This window comes from Clostridium cadaveris (assembly GCF_020911725.1).
GTDB lineage: Bacteria > Bacillota > Clostridia > Clostridiales > Clostridiaceae > Clostridium_X > Clostridium_X cadaveris.
The window spans coordinates 660,444-677,843 of record NZ_CP076620.1; the positions used below are offsets into that span (position 1 = coordinate 660,444).

A 17,400-nucleotide genomic window follows, 5' to 3' on the forward strand; every position below is an offset into this window, starting at 1 on the left:
CTGTTGATTATGTGTGTTTTATTACTATATTAATGTTGATAAGCTGTGAGGAAATTAAAATGTCGATGTGGGTTATCAACATGTAATGAAGAAAAAATGTTGATATTATGTTAGTAAAGTGTTGATATTGGTGTGAAAACTGTTGAAAAAGTGTTGAGATTATGTGGAGAGTTCTAAAAATATGTAGTTATGAATTGATAATAATGCCACTGAAACGACAAAATTCATTGAGTTAATTTACATAAAAAGGTAAAAGGGTTTTGAAAATACACTATTATATAAAAGAAAAAATATTTTAGTGTCGGTTAAAAAAGATAAAAAAATATTTAAGCATTCATATAATGACATATTTTTTTTTGTGTTAATGTTATCATATTCTTAAAGTCTTATAAAGTTCGTATGAAGCAGAAATGAGGGGGAGTTTTTTTATGTTAGTAGTAGAACAAATGAATCGTACAGAATCTTTAGAGGAAAAAAGTTTAATCTATAGTTATAGATTAACAAAAAACTTAAGGTTCTAGATTCTAGTGGAGAGCGTATAGAAATACAAGCTTATGGAATTGAAGTGGAAAGACAGGATTTTTGTAATGGTGTACTTATCAATGTGGAGAGAGAATTTATAGAATCTATAAGTCCCCAAAGATATAAAGTTAAAAATTTATTGAACTTATTATATGATAATGTAGTATCCCCTATACATTTAATTGATGTATTAGGAGAATATATAGATGAATACGTTTCAGATTTTGATAGATGTGAACTAGAATTAGCTACAAATTAATATGATGTTGAAAATAAGGGTATAGCTTTAGCTATGCCCTTTATAAATATGATACAATTTAATGTAAGGGTTTATATAGGATAATTAAACGTTATAATATAAGGTATATTGGAATGTATAGGAGAGTAGATTTATGATACTGGGAAATGGAGTAGATATAATAGAAATAAGCAGAATAAAAAAAGCCATGAATCAAAAGGGATTTATGGATAAGATATTTACATATAAAGAATTAGAATACATAAAAGAAAGAAATTTTAAAGAAGAGACTGTGGCAGCTTCTTTTAGTGGTAAAGAAGCTGTAAGTAAGGCATTAGGCACTGGATTTAGAGGCTTTGGATTTAGAGATATTGAAATTCTCAGAGATGAATTAGGAAAACCGTATGTAGTGCTTTATGAAGGAGCTCTTAAAAGAGCTGAAGAGCTGAGGTATCAATCAATAAAGTTGTCTTTATCACACGATAGAGAGAGAGCCACAGCTTTTGCAATCCTAGAAGGATGTGGCTCTATAAAAAATATGAGTACAGTGGGAAAATGTTATAGTAATAGAAACATATCTGATATTCAAAATAGAAGTTTAAATAAGAATTGTTTTGAAGAGGAAGAAAGATATGAAAAATTCATATCATCAATGATTCCTATAAGAAAAGAAGACGGACATAAAGGCGATTATGGAAGAATACTCATAGTAGCGGGATCTAAAGGGTTCACAGGAGCTGCTTATCTTAGCGCTGAGGCAGCTCTTAGGAGTGGTGGAGGACTTGTAACATTAGCAACACGTAAAGAGGTTATGGATGTAATGGCAGTAAAACTTAATGAAGCTATGACATCAGCTGTTGAAGATGAAGAAAAATTTATTAGACTCATAGAGAAGGCCGATACAATTGCTATAGGACCTGGAATGGATAATGATGAATTCACATTTAAAGTAGTTAGTATGGTCTTAAATAAAGCTAAATGTCCAGTTGTTATAGATGCAGATGGAATCAATTGTCTCCAAAATAATTTGGATCTTTTAAAAAATAGTAATTGTAGTATAGTTATAACGCCTCATTTAGGTGAAATGTCTAGAATTACAAAGCTTTCGATAAAATATATAGAAGAACACAGAAGAGAAGTAGCAGAAGAGTTTGCTAGAAATTATGGCATAGTAGTGCTATTGAAAGGTAAAAATACAATTGTAACTGATGGCTGTAAAACCTTCATAAATCCTACAGGAAATAGTTCCATGGCATCAGGTGGTATGGGAGATACACTTACAGGACTTATAAGTGCTCTCATAGGTCAAGGACTTAGCACTTTAGATGGAACAGTGAGCGGAGCATATATCCATGGAAAAGCAGGAGATATACTTAGCGAAAATATGTATTCACTGTTGGCTAGAGATATTATAGAAATGATACCATGTGTTATGAAAGAGTTAGCCCTTAAAAATCATCAAACTTAATTATTCTTGAGATTTAGTAAGAATAATATCTTGAACAATATTTTAAATAGCCGCTGAAAGAAAAATATGAATAAAATTAAATTGACGTGAATATTAGTAGTAATGTAATTAATGTTGATTTAAGGAGCGCTATGAAAAAAATAATATCTATTGTATTACTTCTTTGCACCATCTTATGTTTTGGAGGATGTAAAGAAATAGTCCAGCCAGAAAAGAAAGTCGTAAAATATATACAAAACCTTAAGAACTATACTTGTGATGTGGAATACACATTTAAAAATGAAAAAGATCAAGATAAGTACTCAGCTAAGCATTATTATATGAAAGATGAAGGGTATAGACTAGATTTAGGAGAAGATAGGGTTAATATATATAAAGGCGACTATATATATGTAGAAGATAAAAAGGCTGGAAAGAAATATGAGGTAATAAAAGAGTTTGATGAGATTTACAAATATACTTTTCTAAATGAAATAGTAGATTTGACAAGTCACCCTGAAAGTAAAGTTTATGCTGAAGATGATGAAGAAAGCGATAAGCATTACGTAGTTATTGAGTTTATAATCCCAAGCACTAATAGAAATATTGCAAAAGGGGTATTATATATGAATTCTCTAACTTTGAAACCAGAGGTAGAGAAAATTTATGATTTAAAGGGGGAAGAGAGGGTAGAAATAAGATTTAACGATTTTGTAGCAAATGAAGCCATGGAAAAGGAAGCATTCCAGGAGTAACGTAAGAAAAAAGGTTTGACGGCATAGGTAATGAGGAGGAACTATAAGTGATTGATAACATAAGGCCTACTTGGGCAGAAATAGATTTAGATAATTTAGAGCATAATATGAAAGAAATCGCTAAACTATGCAAGGGAAAAGAAATAATTGCAGTACTTAAGGCAGATGCATATGGACACGGAGCTTTAGATGTTGCCAGAACTTTAATAAATGGAGGCGCAACAAAGCTTGGAGTAGCAGTAATAACAGAAGCATTAGAACTTAGAGATAGTGGTATAGATACTCCTATAGTAATATTGGGATACACTCCTTTAAGCTTTGCCAAAGAGCTTATAAGAAACGATATAGAACAAACAGTGTACACCTATGAGTGTGCTGCTGAATTGTCAAAAGAAGCACAATCTCTAAATAAGAGAGTAAAAATACATGTTGCAGTGGATACAGGAATGGGGAGAATAGGTTTTTTACCTACAAATCAGGGACTAAATGAAATAGAAGCTTTGAGTAAACTTCCTAATGTAGATATAGATGCTATATTTACTCATTTTGCAACAGCTGACGAAGCAGATAAGAGTTACACATTAGAGCAGATGGAAAAATTCAACTGGTTCTGTGATGCTTTAGAAAAAAGAGGGGTAAATGTAGGAAAAAAACATATAGCTAATAGTGCTGCTATAATAGATATGCCAGATGCATACTTTGATGGAGTTAGACCAGGAATTTTGTTATACGGATATTATCCATCTTATGAGGTAAATAGAGAGAAGCTAGATTTAAAAAGGGTACTTACATTAAAAGCAAATATTTCATATGTTAAGACCCTGCCTAAAGGAGAATACATAAGTTACGGAAGAAAATTTTATACGGAACGCGAGAGTATAATTGCAACCATTCCTATAGGGTATGCAGATGGATATTCAAGGCAGATGCTAAACAAGGCTAAAGTTATAATCAATGGTCAGTTAGCGCCAGTTGTGGGATCTATATGTATGGATCAATGCATGGTTGATGTAACAGACATTGGACAAGTTAAAGAAGGAGACGAAGTAATACTACTTGGAGAACAAAATGGTGTGAAGTTTGATGCAGAAGACATGGCAGAAATAATAGGGACAATAAGTTATGAAGTGATATGCATGATAAGCAAGAGAGTTCCAAGAGTATACATAAGGGACAGAGAGATAGTAAAGGTTAGAAATTATGTATAATTAGTCATGAATAAGTGCATTAATAATGTAATTCTACACGAATCTCTTCAAAGATATTGATATATGATTAATCTTATGTATAGAATACAAAAAAAATTAATATTCGTGGAAAATTTCCTAAAGTCTTTGACATACTGACAAAAAAAGCAATATAATTGTAATATACATATTTTCGCTAAGGAATATAGGGGGTAATGTATTAAAATGTCGTATTCAAAGGTAGGAAGAAAAAACCTCTCTGATAAACAAAAAAACAAAGTCAATAATAAAAAAAACAATCAATTTTTCAATGATAGATTAATAGTATATATAGACGATAAAAAATATGAAGCAGAAGACTTAAAACGCGGATACGCAGAGATGGCTTCTATAAATTTAGAGTTTTCAGAAATAAGCTGTACTTATGAGTTAGAAGAATGTATAAAATATGAGTCATGGCTTTCGGAGAGTGATATATTTAATGGCAATGATGGTGGTGAAAAGGGGAGATATCTTTTATGCAGACCTTAGCCCCGTTGTCGGTTCTGAACAGGGAGGCATAAGGCCAGTTATCATATTGCAGAATGATGTGGGAAACAAATACAGTCCAACGGTTATTGTTGGAGCTATAACGTCTCAAATCAACAAAGCAAAATTACCGACCCATGTGGAGATATCTTCTGAAGAATATGGATTAAACAAAGATTCAGTAGTTTTACTAGAACAAATACGTACCCTAGATAAGCGAAGATTAAAAGAGAAAATAGGACATATGACCGATAGTGATATGGAAAAAGTAGATAAAGCTCTTTTAATAAGCGTAGGTCTATGAAGATAAAAATACCGTAACAAAGTGTCAAGAAATATTTCTTGGCACTTTTTTTGTATTTGAGTTATAATTTTGTGGTAGAATATTAGATGGGTAAAAAATAACTTTACTACATATTGAAAAAAACTAGTAAATTATTTTAAAATATGATAACTATGTATTATCAAAAACTTAGGAGGTGTTTGCTGTGAAAAAGAACATTAATGAATTACAAGAAATAGCAAAGGTAATAAGAAAAGATATAGTTACAATGCTAACTGAATCGGCATCTGGTCACCCAGGTGGATCTCTTTCAGCAGTAGAGATTTTAACAACATTATATTTTAATGAGATGAATATCAATCCAGAAAAGCCAAGAGACCCAGAGAGAGATAGATTTGTACTATCTAAAGGTCATGCAGCTCCAGTACTATACAGTGCTTTAGCAAGAAGAGGTTTCTTCAATGTTGATGAACTTCACACATTAAGAAAAATTGGAACTATGCTTCAAGGACACCCAAATATGAACGATGTTCCTGGAGTTGATATGTCAACAGGATCATTGGGTCAGGGAATTTCTACAGCTGTAGGAATGGCGCTAGCTGGAAAATGTGATGGTAAAGCTTATAGAGTATATTCTTTATTAGGAGACGGAGAGCTTGAAGAAGGTCAAGTTTGGGAAGCGGCAATGTGTGCAGCTCACTACAAACTTGACAATTTAACAGCATTTATTGACTCAAACGGATTACAAATAGATGGGAAATGTGAAGATGTAATGAACCCAGGTCCAATAGACCAAAAGTTTAAAGCTTTCGGATGGCATGTTATAGAGATAGACGGACATGATTTAGAAGCGGTACAAAATGCTATAGATGAAGCCAAGAACACTAAGGGACAGCCAACAGCAGTAGTGTGTCATACTGTAAAAGGTAAGGGAGTATCATTTATGGAGAATCAAGCTGGATGGCATGGAACAGCTCCAAGCAAAGAGCAATGTGAAATTGCTATAAAAGAAATCGGAGGTGAAAACTAATGGCAAAGATGGCTACTAGAGAGGCTTATGGAAAAGCATTAAAAGAACTAGGCGGAGAAAATAAGAACGTAGTTGTAATGGATGCTGATTTATCAAAATCAACAAAGACAGCGGACTTTAAAGGAGAATATCCAGAAAGATTCTTCAACATGGGTATTGCAGAAGCTAACATGATGTCAGTAGCAGCCGGTATGTCTACTTGTGGAAAAATTCCATTTGTAAGTACTTTTGCTATGTTTGCTGCAGGAAGAGCTTTTGAGCAAATCAGAAACTCTATAGGATATCCTCATTTAAACGTAAAAATATGTGCTACTCATGCAGGATTAACTGTTGGGGAAGATGGAGCAACTCACCAATCAATAGAAGATATAGCTTTAATGAGAACAATACCAGGAATGACAGTATTATGTCCAGCAGATGATATAGAAACAACAGCAGCTATAAAGGCTATTTCTGAACTAAATGGACCTTGCTATGTTAGACTTGGAAGAGCAGCAGTAAATACTGTAAGTGATTTTGAAGGATACAAATTCGAAATAGGTAAAGCTGTTACTCTAAGAGAAGGTAAAGAAGCAACAATTGTAGCTACAGGTATAATGGTAGATGCAGCTCTTGAAGCTTACAATATGTTAGCAGAAGAAGGAATAAAGGTTAAAGTTATAAACATACATACAATTAAGCCAATAGATACAGAAGCTATAGTTGCTGCTGCAAGAGAAACTGGTTTGATTGTAACTGCAGAAGAGCACTCTATAATCGGTGGTCTTGGAAGTGCCGTAAGTGAAGTTATATGTGAAAATCATCCTGTTCCAGTTCTAAAAGTAGGAGTTAAAGATACTTTTGGAGAAAGTGGAAAGCCAGCTGAATTATTAAAAGCTTACGAATTAACTGCAAATGATATAGTTAAAGTAGTAAAAAGAGGATTAGCTATAAAATAGTATGGAAATATAGAAATATATGTAATTAATGGCCTAAGAATCGCTTAAATTGGTTCTTAGGCTTTATTTTCTTGTTATAGAATTTTCAAAAAATATGTTATAATATATGGATATGAGAAAAAAAATATTGTATAATATGATAAGAAATAACTCTTAACGTGAGAAAAAAGTAATTTTAAGGGTGGTTATAGAAAATTATGAAGAAAACATGTAAATTTATAAGCTTAATTTTAATCTTAATAGTTTTACTGCCACTAGCCGGGTGTAGCGTAGGGAAAAAGGAATATTCAAAAGAAGCTTTTATGATGGGAACCATTATAAGTCTAAAATATTATGGAAAAGATGGAGAGAAAGCTATTGAAGAGTCTGTAAAAAGGATTGATGAAATAGAGAAAAGTATGTCTCTTAATATAGGAGATAGTGAAATATCCCAAATAAATAAAGAAGCAGGTATTAAACCCGTAATAGTAAGCGATTCCATATTTGAAGTAATTGAAAGAGGGATTTATTATGGAGAGCTTAGTAAATCAAGATTTGATATATCAATAAGACCAGTTGATGCTTTATGGGCAATAGGAACTGAAAATGAGAGAGTTCCAGAAAAATCGGAGATAGATGAAGCATTAAAAAAAGTTGACTATAGAAATATAGAGATAAATAAAGAAAAAAAGACTATATACCTTAAAGAAAAAGGAATGGCCATAGATTTAGGCGGTATAGCCAAAGGATATGCTGCAGATGAACTTGTAAATATATTGAAAAAGTATAAAATAGATAGTGCTATGATAAATTTAGGTGGGAATCTCTATGTTTACGGTAGCAAAGATGGAAAAGAAGTTTTAAATATAGGAATTCAAGACCCTAAAAAGACTCAAGGAGAATACTTTGGAGTTGTAAAAGTGAAGGATAAATCTGTTGTTACTTCAGGAAATTATGAGAGATACTTTGAAAAAGATGGTAAGAGATATCATCACATAATGGATCCAAGTACAGGATATCCATCAGAAAATGGAATAATAAGTTCTACAATAATATCTGATAAATCTATAGATGGAGATGCCCTTTCTACTGCTACTTATGTTATTGGAGTAGAAAAAGCTATGCAGCTTATAGAATCAATAGGTGGAGTAGAGGCTATTATTGTAACTGATGATAACAAGATTTACACATCATCAGGCATAAATGAGAGTAATTTTAATATAACTAATAAGGAGTATTCACATGAAGCGTGGAGATAAATTTGTCTTGATGCTGACGATAACTGTATTTATAGCAAGTATAGCTTCCATAGCCTATTATTTTTTTAAGGATAGCAGTACGGATCGTCTAAAGGCGGAAGTGTACAAGGATGGAAAACTGATAGATACCATAGACCTACAAGCTGTAGATAAACCAAAAAAAATTACCGTTGGAGATGATGAATACAATGTTATTCTAGTTGAAAAGGGAAGAATTAGATTTGAAGAAGCAAACTGTAAAGATGATGTCTGTGTGAAAACAGGGTGGCTTTCTAAAAAAGGAGAAATGGCAGTTTGTATTCCACATAAAACTTATATAAAGATATCAGGTATCCAGGATGAAATCGATGGAGCAACTTACTAAGGTTGGTGCAGAATATGAAAAAAGTAAATAAATTATTGTACCTCAGTATGCTATTAGGTATAGCTTTAATAGTGCATGTTATTGAAGCACGAATACCAGTTATATTTCCAGGGATTAAACTGGGACTAGCTAATGCTGTATCATTATTTGTCCTTGTGACTTTTGGAGGAAAAGAAGCTATAACAATAATGATACTAAGAACGATTATAGGTTCTATTTTTGGAGGAAATATATTTGGATTTCTTTTTAGCTTAGCAGGAGGTCTTTTGAGCAATATTTCAATGATTCTTTTATATAATTATTTTAAGGATGACATAAGTATTCCTTGGCTAAGCATAGCTGGAGCTATATTTCACAATATAGGTCAGCTTTTAATTGCGTCAATTGTCATTGGAGACTTTAGGATGTATATATATCTTCCAGTACTTATGATAGCAGCTGTCATAACCGGTTATTTTACAGGGATTGTCTGTTATAATTTAAAAAAAAGAAAATTAATACAATAAAGTTCTTTTTTTCAAAACTACTGGAAACCTAATAAAGATTGTTTTATAATAAGTAAGATAAATATTTTAAAATTTATAATAAATTTAAAAAAATTATTTTAAAACTTTTCAAAACATAAAAGAAGAAAGGAAGTAATACAATGGAACTGTTAACTTTTAAAAAAGGTGTTCATCCACCTCATGGAAAGCACTTAACAGAGAAGAAGCCTATAGAAGAGTATCTTCCTAAAGGTGACTTAGTATTTCCTTTATCTCAGCATATAGGAGCACCATGTACAGCTCTTGTAAAAAAAGGAGATAGAGTATTAGTAGGTCAAAAAATTGGTGAAGCTGGCGGTTTTGTCTCAGCTCCAATTTATAGCAGTGTTTCCGGTACAGTAAAAAATGTTGAACCAAGAATGACATCAATGGGAACAAAGGCTATGTCTATTATCGTAGAAAACGATAACCTTTACGAAGCAGTTGAAAAGGCTGAAGAAAGAGATTACGAAAAGCTTTCAAATGAAGAGATAGTATCAATCATTAAAGAAGCTGGTATCGTAGGTATGGGAGGAGCAACATTCCCAACTCATGTTAAGTTAACTCCACCTAAGGACAAGACTATTGACAGCATAATAATAAATGCTGCAGAGTGTGAACCTTACTTAACTTGTGACCACAGATTAATGCTTGAAGAGGGAGAAAAGATCGTTGAAGGTCTAAAAATTATATTAAAATTATTCCCTCAAGCAAAAGGTTATATTGGAATAGAAAACAATAAGCCAGATGCTATTGCAGCTATGAACAAGCTTACTGCTAATGAAAGCAGAATAGAAGTTAAAGCATTAAAGACTAAGTACCCACAAGGTGCTGAAAAGCAATTAATCTATGCTGTAACTAAGAGAGAAGTACCATCAGGAAAACTTCCAGCTGACGTTTCATGTATAGTTCAAAACGTAGGTACGGTATATCAAATTTATAAGAGTGTAGTTCAATGTGAGCCACTTATAGAAAGAATAGTAACTGTAACAGGAGAAGCTATAAGAGAGCCAAAGAACCTTAAAGTTAAGCTTGGAACTTCAGTACAAGAATTAATTGAAGAGGCATGTGGTGGATTTAAGGAAGATCCAGTTAAAGTTATATCTGGTGGTCCTATGATGGGAATGACTATAAGCACTATAGAAATTCCAGTTACAAAAGGAACATCAGGAATATTAGCTCTTACAAAGGATATGGCAGTATTACCAGACACTTCAAACTGTATAAGATGTGGAAAGTGTGTAGAAGCATGTCCAATGAATCTTCTACCAACTAAGCTTCAAAGTTTATCTCAAAGAAATGAATTAGAAGAATTTGAAAACTTCCACGGATTAGACTGTATAGAATGTGGATGTTGTACATTTGTATGTCCTGCAAAGAAGAACATACTTCAATCAATACGTGTTGCTAAGCGTGCAGTTTTAGCAAATAAGAGAAAGAAATAAGAAAAATAGACTAAGGGGTGACTTTTATAATGAGCGAAACAAGCGCAACAGTATCCCAAAAAACTGCAGGACAAACTGGCAATAGTGGAAAGGTGAAGATGCCAATGCTTACATTATCTTCATCACCACATATTAGAACTAATGAGTCTGTGCAGACTATTATGAGGGATGTTTTAATAGCATTATTACCAGCAGCTTTAGCTGGAATATACTTCTTTAAAATGAGAGCTGCTTTGGTTATGATAGTAGCAGTAGCAGCAGCAGTTTTATCAGAGTATTTATGGCAAAGATTAACACATAAAGATATAACTGTAGGAGATTTAAGTGCAGCAGTAACAGGATTACTTTTAGCATTTAACGTTCCTCCAACTATGCCACTTTGGATGGTTGCAGTAGGTAGTGTTTTTGCAGTTCTAATCGTAAAACAATTATTCGGTGGAATTGGACAAAACATAGTAAACCCAGCTTTAGCAGGAAGAGCTTTCTTACTTGCATCATGGCCTATAGCAATGACTACTTGGACTCTTGATGGAGCAACAACAGCAACTCCACTTGCAATATTAAAAGCTGGAGAAGGCACTCTTCCAACTTTATCACAAGCTTTCATTGGAAACATCGGAGGATGTATAGGTGAAACTTCTGCATTAGCACTTTTAATAGGGTTTATATATTTATTATATAGAAGAGTTATTTCTTGGGAAATACCAGTGGTTTATATAGGAACAGTTGCAATATTAACTACTGTCATTGGAAGAAATGGATTTATGACTGGAAATGGAATATACGAAATTTTCACTGGTGGATTAATGCTTGGAGCTATATTCATGGCTACAGATTATACAACTACACCAATGACTAAAAAGGGACAAGTTATATTCGCATTAGGATGTGGTATAATTGCAACTATAATTCGTACTATAGGTGGATACCCAGAAGGTGTTTCTTATTCAATATTAATAATGAATTTATGTGTTCCACTAATAGATAAGTTTGCAACTCCTAGAACTTTTGGGGAGGCGAAAAAACATGGAAAATAAAGTTGAAATAAAAAAAGAAAAAAGTATAGTTCAATTAGGATTAATACTTTTAATTATAACAGCTATAGCTGGATTAATTTTAGGTCTTGTTTACAATGTAACTAAAGATTCTATAGCTAACCAAGAAAAGTTAGCTAATGAAAATGCCATGAAAGCATTGCTTACTGATGCTGATAGTTTCTCTAAAAAAGAAGTAAACTTAACTGAAACTGTTTTAGAAGTAAATGAAGGTAAAAAAGGAAGCGAATCTGTTGGATATGCTATAAAAGTAGCAAGCAAAGGATATGGCGGACAAATTCAACTTATAGTTGGAATAGATAAAGCAGGAAAACTTGCAGGAATACAAATACTTTCTCAATCAGAAACTGCAGGTCTTGGTGCAAACTGTAAAAATCCTGAGTTCTACGGACAATATGCAGGAAAGTCTATAGACAAAGATATAGAAGTTGTAAAGACTGAAGGAAATGATAGTCAAATTAAAGCTATCACAGGTGCAACAATAACTTCAAAAGGAGTAACTAATGGAGTTAATGATGCAATCAAATTCTACAAAGAAAATTTACAAGGAGGTAATAAATAATGTATTCTCCTTTAGAGCGTATTAAAAATGGTGTTATCACAGAAAATGTTATATTTGTTCAAGTACTTGCTATGTGTCCAACACTAGCGGTTACTACTAGTGCAATTAATGGTCTAGGTATGGGTCTTGCTGCTACAGTGGTATTGATAGGTTCAAACATCGTTATATCACTACTTAGAAAATTCATACCAGATGAAATTCGTATACCAGCATTTATAGTTGTAATAGCAGGTTTCGTTACTATGTTACAATTCTTATTACAAGGTTTTGTACCTTCATTATATAGCGCATTAGGATTGTTCATACCTCTTATAGTTGTTAACTGTATGATACTTGGAAGAGCAGAAGCATTTGCTTCTAAGAATGGTCCAGTACTTTCTATCTTTGATGGATTAGGACAAGGATTAGGATTTACAGTAGCTCTTTTAGTTGTTGGAGCAATAAGAGAACTTTTAGGAACAGGAAAGATATTTGATTACACAGTGTTACCAGCTGCTTATGAACCAGCAACAATAATGGTTTTAGCACCAGGAGCTTTCTTGACTCTTGCTATATTAATGGCTTTATTAAATTACAGAAATGCTAAGAAGAAGAATGAAAACAAGAGAATTACTGAATTTGCAGGCTGCGATGGAAATTGTGGACATTGTTCAAAGCATAAAGAAGCATAAAGTAGAAAATAGTTAGAAGTCAAATAGAAAGAAGGGTGAGATTAGATGAATTTATTTGTTATCTTTATAAGCTGCTTGCTTGTAAATAACGTTGTTTTAGCAAAATTCTTAGGAATCTGTTCATTCTTAGGAGTATCTAAGAAGATAGAAACTGCAGTAGGTATGGGAGGAGCCGTTACATTCGTTATGGCTATCGCATCTATCGTATCTTTCGCAGTATACAAATATATATTAATACCACTAGATATCACTTACATGTATACACTAGCATTTATACTAGTTATTGCAGCTTTAGTTCAATTAGTTGAGATGTTCTTAAAGAAGAACAGTCCAAGCTTGTACAAAGCTCTAGGAATATTCCTACCACTTATAACTACTAACTGTGCTATATTAGGTGCTGTTATCATTAATATGAATGAAAACTATAACCTTATACAGTCTTTAGTAGCAGCAGTAGCTACAGGTCTTGGATATATGCTATCTATAGTTTTACTAGCGGGCTTAAGAGAGAGAATGGAAGAAAACGAAAGCATACCAGCATGTATGCAAGGTTTACCACTTTCTTTATTAACTGCTTGTTTAATGTCAATCGCATTTTTAGGCTTCCAAGGCTTAATTCACTAAGGGGGTGTATTGAATGGATATAAATTCAATAGTTTTTCCGATTGTAAGTTTAGGAGGTCTTGGATTAGTGCTAGGTGCTGGTTTAGGATATGCTTCTAAGAAATTTAAAGTTGAAGTAGATGAGAGAGTTCCTCAAATCAAGGATTGTCTACCAGGTGCAAACTGTGGTGGATGTGGATATGCAGGATGTGAAGCTTTCGCTCAAGCAGTTGTTGAAGGTAATGCACCAGTTAATGGCTGTGCTGTTGGAGGAGCTCCAGCTGCAGAAAAAATAGCTTCAATCATGGGAGTAGATGCAGGATCATCAGAGCCAAATAAGGCTTTTGTAAAATGTGCTGGTACTTGTACTACTGCTAAGAAATCAGGAGAATATTATGGATACAGAGACTGCAGAGAAGCAGCTATAATTCCAGGTGGCGGAGATAAATCTTGTTCTTTTGGATGTTTAGGATTAGGATCTTGTACAAAGGTCTGTCAATTTGATGCTATACATATTGTTGATGGAATAGCAGTGGTTGACGAAGAAAAATGTACAGGATGTGGAGCTTGTGCTACCGCTTGTCCTAAAAACATTATAGAAATCAAGCCAGTATCAGAAATTATTAGAGTTCAATGTTCATCTAAAGACAAGCTTAAGGCTGTTAAGGATGTATGTTCTACTGGATGTATGGGATGTGGAGTTTGTGCAAGACTTTGCCCTAATGGAGCAATAGTTATAGAAGGAAATCTTCCTGTAATAGATAAGGAAAAATGTACTCTTTGCATGACTTGTGTACAAAAATGTCCAGCTAAGATTATAAAGGCATTTGGAAGTAAAGTAGAATCAGGATCAATCATAGATAAGGTTGAGAAATCTGAATAAACTGAATTCTTAGCGTTAGATGGAGTTTTAACTCTTTAGCTAAACTACAGTTTTATTAAAAATAAAGCTACAATTTTATGAATAAAATTCATAGAGTTGTAGCTTTTTTTAGATTCTTAAATATGAAGATTTGAATAAAAAATTATTATAAAATTCTAACCAGTGTAAATAATTTAACAAGGATAATGAATAAAAGTGCATAATTTCATATATTTTTTTAAGGTACTTTAAACCAAAGGAGATATATCATATAATTGTAAAGGATTATGAATAATTTAATGCAGAAATATATATATAAATACAAGAAAACCAGCAAATGAAATTTTAAATTAACTCATGATAAAAATTAAAATATGTTAGGACGGGGATTTTCATGAACAAAAAGTTTAAAGAGTATTTAATTATGACATTAGGTATGATTATGATAGCGACCTCAGTAGAGTTTTTTGTAATACCTAATGATATGGCATCTGGAGGAATAACAGGATTTTCAGTGGTTATGAATCATTATATACCATTGTTGTCTGTTGAAGCATTAACCTTCATATTTAATATATTTCTTTTTATAATTGGATTCATTTTTATTGGGGGAAGTTTTGGAGTAAAAACATTATATGGAGCTTTAGGAATATCAGGACTTATGTGGGCTATAAAGACAGTATTTAACCCTCAAGCTTTAACCAATGATTTAATGTTAAATGCTTTCTTTGCAAGTGCATTAACTGGAACTGGACTAGCGTTAGTGTTTAGTCAGGGTGCATCAACTGGAGGAACAGACATAATAGCAAAGATACTGAACAAATATTTAAAACTTGATATGGGGAAATCCATGCAGGTAGTAGATATGATAGTGGTAGTATTAGGAGGAATAACATTTGGCTGGGAAAAAGGTATGTACTCCTTAGTAATAGTATTTATGAATGGATTTATAATAGATAAAGTAATAGCAGGTTTTAATAACTGTAAAGAAATGCATATAATGAGTTGCAAGAATGATGAAATAAAAGCTTTTATTATGAATGATATTAACAGAGGATGTACTATAGTTCCAGCAAAAGGTGCATATAGTGGACAAGAAACTGAGATGATATATTGCGTGGTTAATAGAAAGCAGTTTATAGATATAAGAAAATTTATAAGGGAAATAGATCCGGAGGCATTCATTACAGTAATTGAGGCACATGAGGTATTAGGAAAAGGCTTTAATTCATTATAGTAAAAATCAAATAAGTATGAGATTCTTAAGAGCTGGTATTATTAAAGAAATTTTAATATACTGGCTTTTTATATCAATTTATGTAGAAAGTTCTTAGGAGATTTGACCAATATTTTTACGAATTTTTTAATTGTAAATATTTAAATTCAAAGTAGCAACATAATGTGATATAATTATTATAAATTTGTATATGAAGAATGGATAACTTAGTGAGGAGTTGAATATATGATAGAATTTAAGAATGTCAGTAAGACTTATGATAATAATGTTTTAGCCCTTAAAGATGTGGATATAAAAATAGAGAAGGGTGAATTTGTATTCTTAGTAGGACCAAGTGGAGCAGGAAAATCTACTTTCATCAAAATGCTCCTTAAGGAAGTTGACCCAACAAAAGGAGAAATAGTAGTAAAGGATCAAAAACTTTCAGCTATAAAAAAGGGAGAAGTTCCTTACTATAGAAGAAAGATAGGAATGGTATTCCAAGATTTTAGACTTATTCCAACATTAAATGTATATGAAAATGTTGCTTTTGCTATGAGAGTTGTAGAAGCGACACCAAAAGAAATAAGAAAGAGAGTACCTTTGGTGCTTGCGATGGTTGGACTTGGAGATAAGCACAAGATGTTCCCTAATGAACTTTCAGGTGGAGAGCAACAGAGAGTTTCTGTAGCAAGAGCTATAGTAAATAATCCAGCTATCCTTATAGCTGACGAACCAACAGGGAATTTAGATCCAGAAACAGCTAAAGATATAATGGAAATAATAGATGATATAAATAAGAGTGGCACAACAGTTCTTATGGCTACTCACGCTAAAGAAATTGTTAATGGTATGAGAAAGAGAGTTATAGCTATGGAAAAAGGATGCATAGCTAGAGATGAGAAGAGGGGAAGATACGGATATGAAAACTAATACGATAAAACATTTCTTTGTAGATGCAATGAAAAGTTTGAAAAGAAACAAAACTATAAGTATTGCATCAGCCCTTACTGTATCAGCAACTCTGTTTATATTTGGTATTTTCGTACTTATTGCAGTAACTGTAAATAACCAGGTTAAGATGATTGAAGATATGGTAGAAGTTGAGGTATTCTTAACTGATGATATAAGCATATCAGAACAGAGAAATATAGAAGCAACTTTAAAAGATCTTAATGGAGTAGAAGACGTTATATATAAGAGCAAATTAGAAGCGTTAGAAAATTTTAAAGATCAAATGAAAGGAAATGAGGTTATATTATCAGGATATGGCAGTGATAATAACCCATTACCAAGTTCCTTTGTGGTGAAAATATCTTCTCCAGAAGTAGCAGAAAGTATAAATGATGCTGTGAAAAGTATGCCGGGTTATGAACCAGGAGAGGGGCATACAGACATCATAGACAAAATTGTAAAAGTATCTTCAACTATAAAGGTAGTAGGAGTAATTGTATTTATAATATTTATAGGAGTATCGTTATTCCTAATTTCTAATACAATAAAACTTACTGTTTTCTCAAGAAGAAGAGAAATAAGCATAATGAAATTTGTTGGAGCAACAGACTGGTTTATTAGATGGCCGTTCATAATTGAGGGTATTATAATAGGGGTTATCGGAGCACTTATTGCAAATGGGCTGCTTTCAATTGGATACAATATCCTATATACAAATGTAACTCAATCTATGATTGGAGCGACACCTTTAGCTGCACCAAGTTATGTTTACACTATAATATTACTAGAATTCTTAGTTGCAGGAATAATAGTGGGAGCTTTAGGAAGCTTCGTTTCTTTAAGAAAATTCTTAGAAGTTTAAAAAAAATTGTAAAAGCTCAGATGATTTATGTCATCTGAGCTTTAATTAATATATAATTATATATATTGAATATTAATATAATAAAATAAATGATATTAGGTAAAATAATTTGAGAA

The 17,400-nt window shown here is 32.5% G+C and carries 20 protein-coding genes; all 20 read left to right on the forward strand.

What is annotated here, in order from left to right; all coding sequences use genetic code 11:
* Positions 1–565 precede the first annotated feature (565 nt).
* Entirely contained in the window at positions 566–781 is a 216-nt protein-coding gene (locus tag KQH81_RS17665; protein ID WP_326839249.1) for a DUF6514 family protein, read from the forward strand.
* A 133-nt stretch (positions 782–914) separates the two neighbouring features.
* Positions 915–2,228 (forward strand): NAD(P)H-hydrate dehydratase, encoded by a 1,314-nt coding sequence (locus KQH81_RS02940; protein WP_035770198.1) that lies wholly within the window; start codon positions 915–917, stop codon positions 2,226–2,228.
* Positions 2,229–2,314: 86 nt separating this feature from the next.
* The gene (locus KQH81_RS02945; protein WP_230028886.1) at positions 2,315–2,962 is read left to right on the forward strand and encodes a germination lipoprotein GerS-related protein; all 648 of its coding nucleotides are present in this window, start codon (positions 2,315–2,317) and stop codon (positions 2,960–2,962) included.
* A gap of 47 nt (positions 2,963–3,009) precedes the next feature.
* The gene (gene alr / locus KQH81_RS02950) at positions 3,010–4,170 is read left to right on the forward strand and encodes an alanine racemase (protein ID WP_230028888.1); all 1,161 of its coding nucleotides are present in this window, start codon (positions 3,010–3,012) and stop codon (positions 4,168–4,170) included.
* 204 nt (positions 4,171–4,374) lie between these two features.
* Positions 4,375–4,680, forward strand: a complete 306-nt coding sequence (locus tag KQH81_RS02955; RefSeq protein ID WP_027637536.1) for a hypothetical protein — start codon at positions 4,375–4,377, stop codon at positions 4,678–4,680.
* Entirely contained in the window at positions 4,631–4,981 is a 351-nt protein-coding gene (locus KQH81_RS02960; protein WP_027637535.1) for a type II toxin-antitoxin system PemK/MazF family toxin, read from the forward strand. The genes KQH81_RS02955 and KQH81_RS02960 overlap by 50 nt, the downstream gene beginning before the upstream one ends.
* A 184-nt stretch (positions 4,982–5,165) precedes the next feature.
* Positions 5,166–5,990, forward strand: a complete 825-nt coding sequence (locus KQH81_RS02965) for a transketolase (protein ID WP_027637534.1) — start codon at positions 5,166–5,168, stop codon at positions 5,988–5,990.
* Complete coding sequence (locus tag KQH81_RS02970; protein WP_027637533.1) at positions 5,990–6,928, forward strand: transketolase family protein; 939 nt, start codon at positions 5,990–5,992, stop codon at positions 6,926–6,928. The genes KQH81_RS02965 and KQH81_RS02970 overlap by 1 nt, the downstream gene beginning before the upstream one ends.
* Before the next feature lie 197 nt (positions 6,929–7,125).
* Positions 7,126–8,166: an FAD:protein FMN transferase gene (locus KQH81_RS02975; protein ID WP_027637532.1), complete on the forward strand. Its 1,041-nt coding sequence runs from the start codon at positions 7,126–7,128 to the stop codon at positions 8,164–8,166.
* A complete protein-coding gene (locus KQH81_RS02980; protein ID WP_027637531.1) occupies positions 8,150–8,530 on the forward strand; it encodes a NusG domain II-containing protein in 381 nt (126 codons plus the stop codon). The genes KQH81_RS02975 and KQH81_RS02980 overlap by 17 nt, the downstream gene beginning before the upstream one ends.
* 14 nt (positions 8,531–8,544) lie before the next feature.
* The gene (locus tag KQH81_RS02985; RefSeq protein ID WP_027637530.1) at positions 8,545–9,036 is read left to right on the forward strand and encodes a Gx transporter family protein; all 492 of its coding nucleotides are present in this window, start codon (positions 8,545–8,547) and stop codon (positions 9,034–9,036) included.
* A 140-nt stretch (positions 9,037–9,176) separates the two neighbouring features.
* Complete coding sequence (gene rsxC / locus KQH81_RS02990; protein WP_027637529.1) at positions 9,177–10,499, forward strand: electron transport complex subunit RsxC; 1,323 nt, start codon at positions 9,177–9,179, stop codon at positions 10,497–10,499.
* Positions 10,500–10,597: 98 nt separating this feature from the next.
* Entirely contained in the window at positions 10,598–11,536 is a 939-nt protein-coding gene (locus KQH81_RS02995) for an RnfABCDGE type electron transport complex subunit D (protein ID WP_035770243.1), read from the forward strand.
* A complete protein-coding gene (locus tag KQH81_RS03000; protein WP_027637527.1) occupies positions 11,526–12,116 on the forward strand; it encodes an RnfABCDGE type electron transport complex subunit G in 591 nt (196 codons plus the stop codon). The genes KQH81_RS02995 and KQH81_RS03000 overlap by 11 nt, the downstream gene beginning before the upstream one ends.
* Positions 12,116–12,787, forward strand: coding sequence for an electron transport complex subunit RsxE (gene rsxE, locus KQH81_RS03005; protein ID WP_051196140.1), 672 nt, complete (start codon positions 12,116–12,118; stop codon positions 12,785–12,787). The genes KQH81_RS03000 and rsxE overlap by 1 nt, the downstream gene beginning before the upstream one ends.
* 45 nt (positions 12,788–12,832) lie before the next feature.
* Positions 12,833–13,411: an electron transport complex protein RnfA gene (locus tag KQH81_RS03010; protein WP_027637526.1), complete on the forward strand. Its 579-nt coding sequence runs from the start codon at positions 12,833–12,835 to the stop codon at positions 13,409–13,411.
* Between the two features lie 19 nt (positions 13,412–13,430).
* On the forward strand, positions 13,431–14,273 hold the full coding sequence (locus KQH81_RS03015; protein ID WP_099336057.1) for an RnfABCDGE type electron transport complex subunit B: 843 nt from the start codon (positions 13,431–13,433) through the stop codon (positions 14,271–14,273).
* Positions 14,274–14,646: 373 nt separating this feature from the next.
* A complete protein-coding gene (locus tag KQH81_RS03020) occupies positions 14,647–15,489 on the forward strand; it encodes a YitT family protein (protein ID WP_099336134.1) in 843 nt (280 codons plus the stop codon).
* 225 nt (positions 15,490–15,714) lie between these two features.
* Positions 15,715–16,401 (forward strand): cell division ATP-binding protein FtsE, encoded by a 687-nt coding sequence (gene ftsE, locus KQH81_RS03025; protein WP_027637523.1) that lies wholly within the window; start codon positions 15,715–15,717, stop codon positions 16,399–16,401.
* On the forward strand, positions 16,367–17,284 hold the full coding sequence (gene ftsX, locus KQH81_RS03030) for a permease-like cell division protein FtsX (protein WP_230028890.1): 918 nt from the start codon (positions 16,367–16,369) through the stop codon (positions 17,282–17,284). Before ftsE ends, ftsX begins: the two co-directional genes overlap by 35 nt.
* Positions 17,285–17,400: the final 116 nt, after the last annotated feature.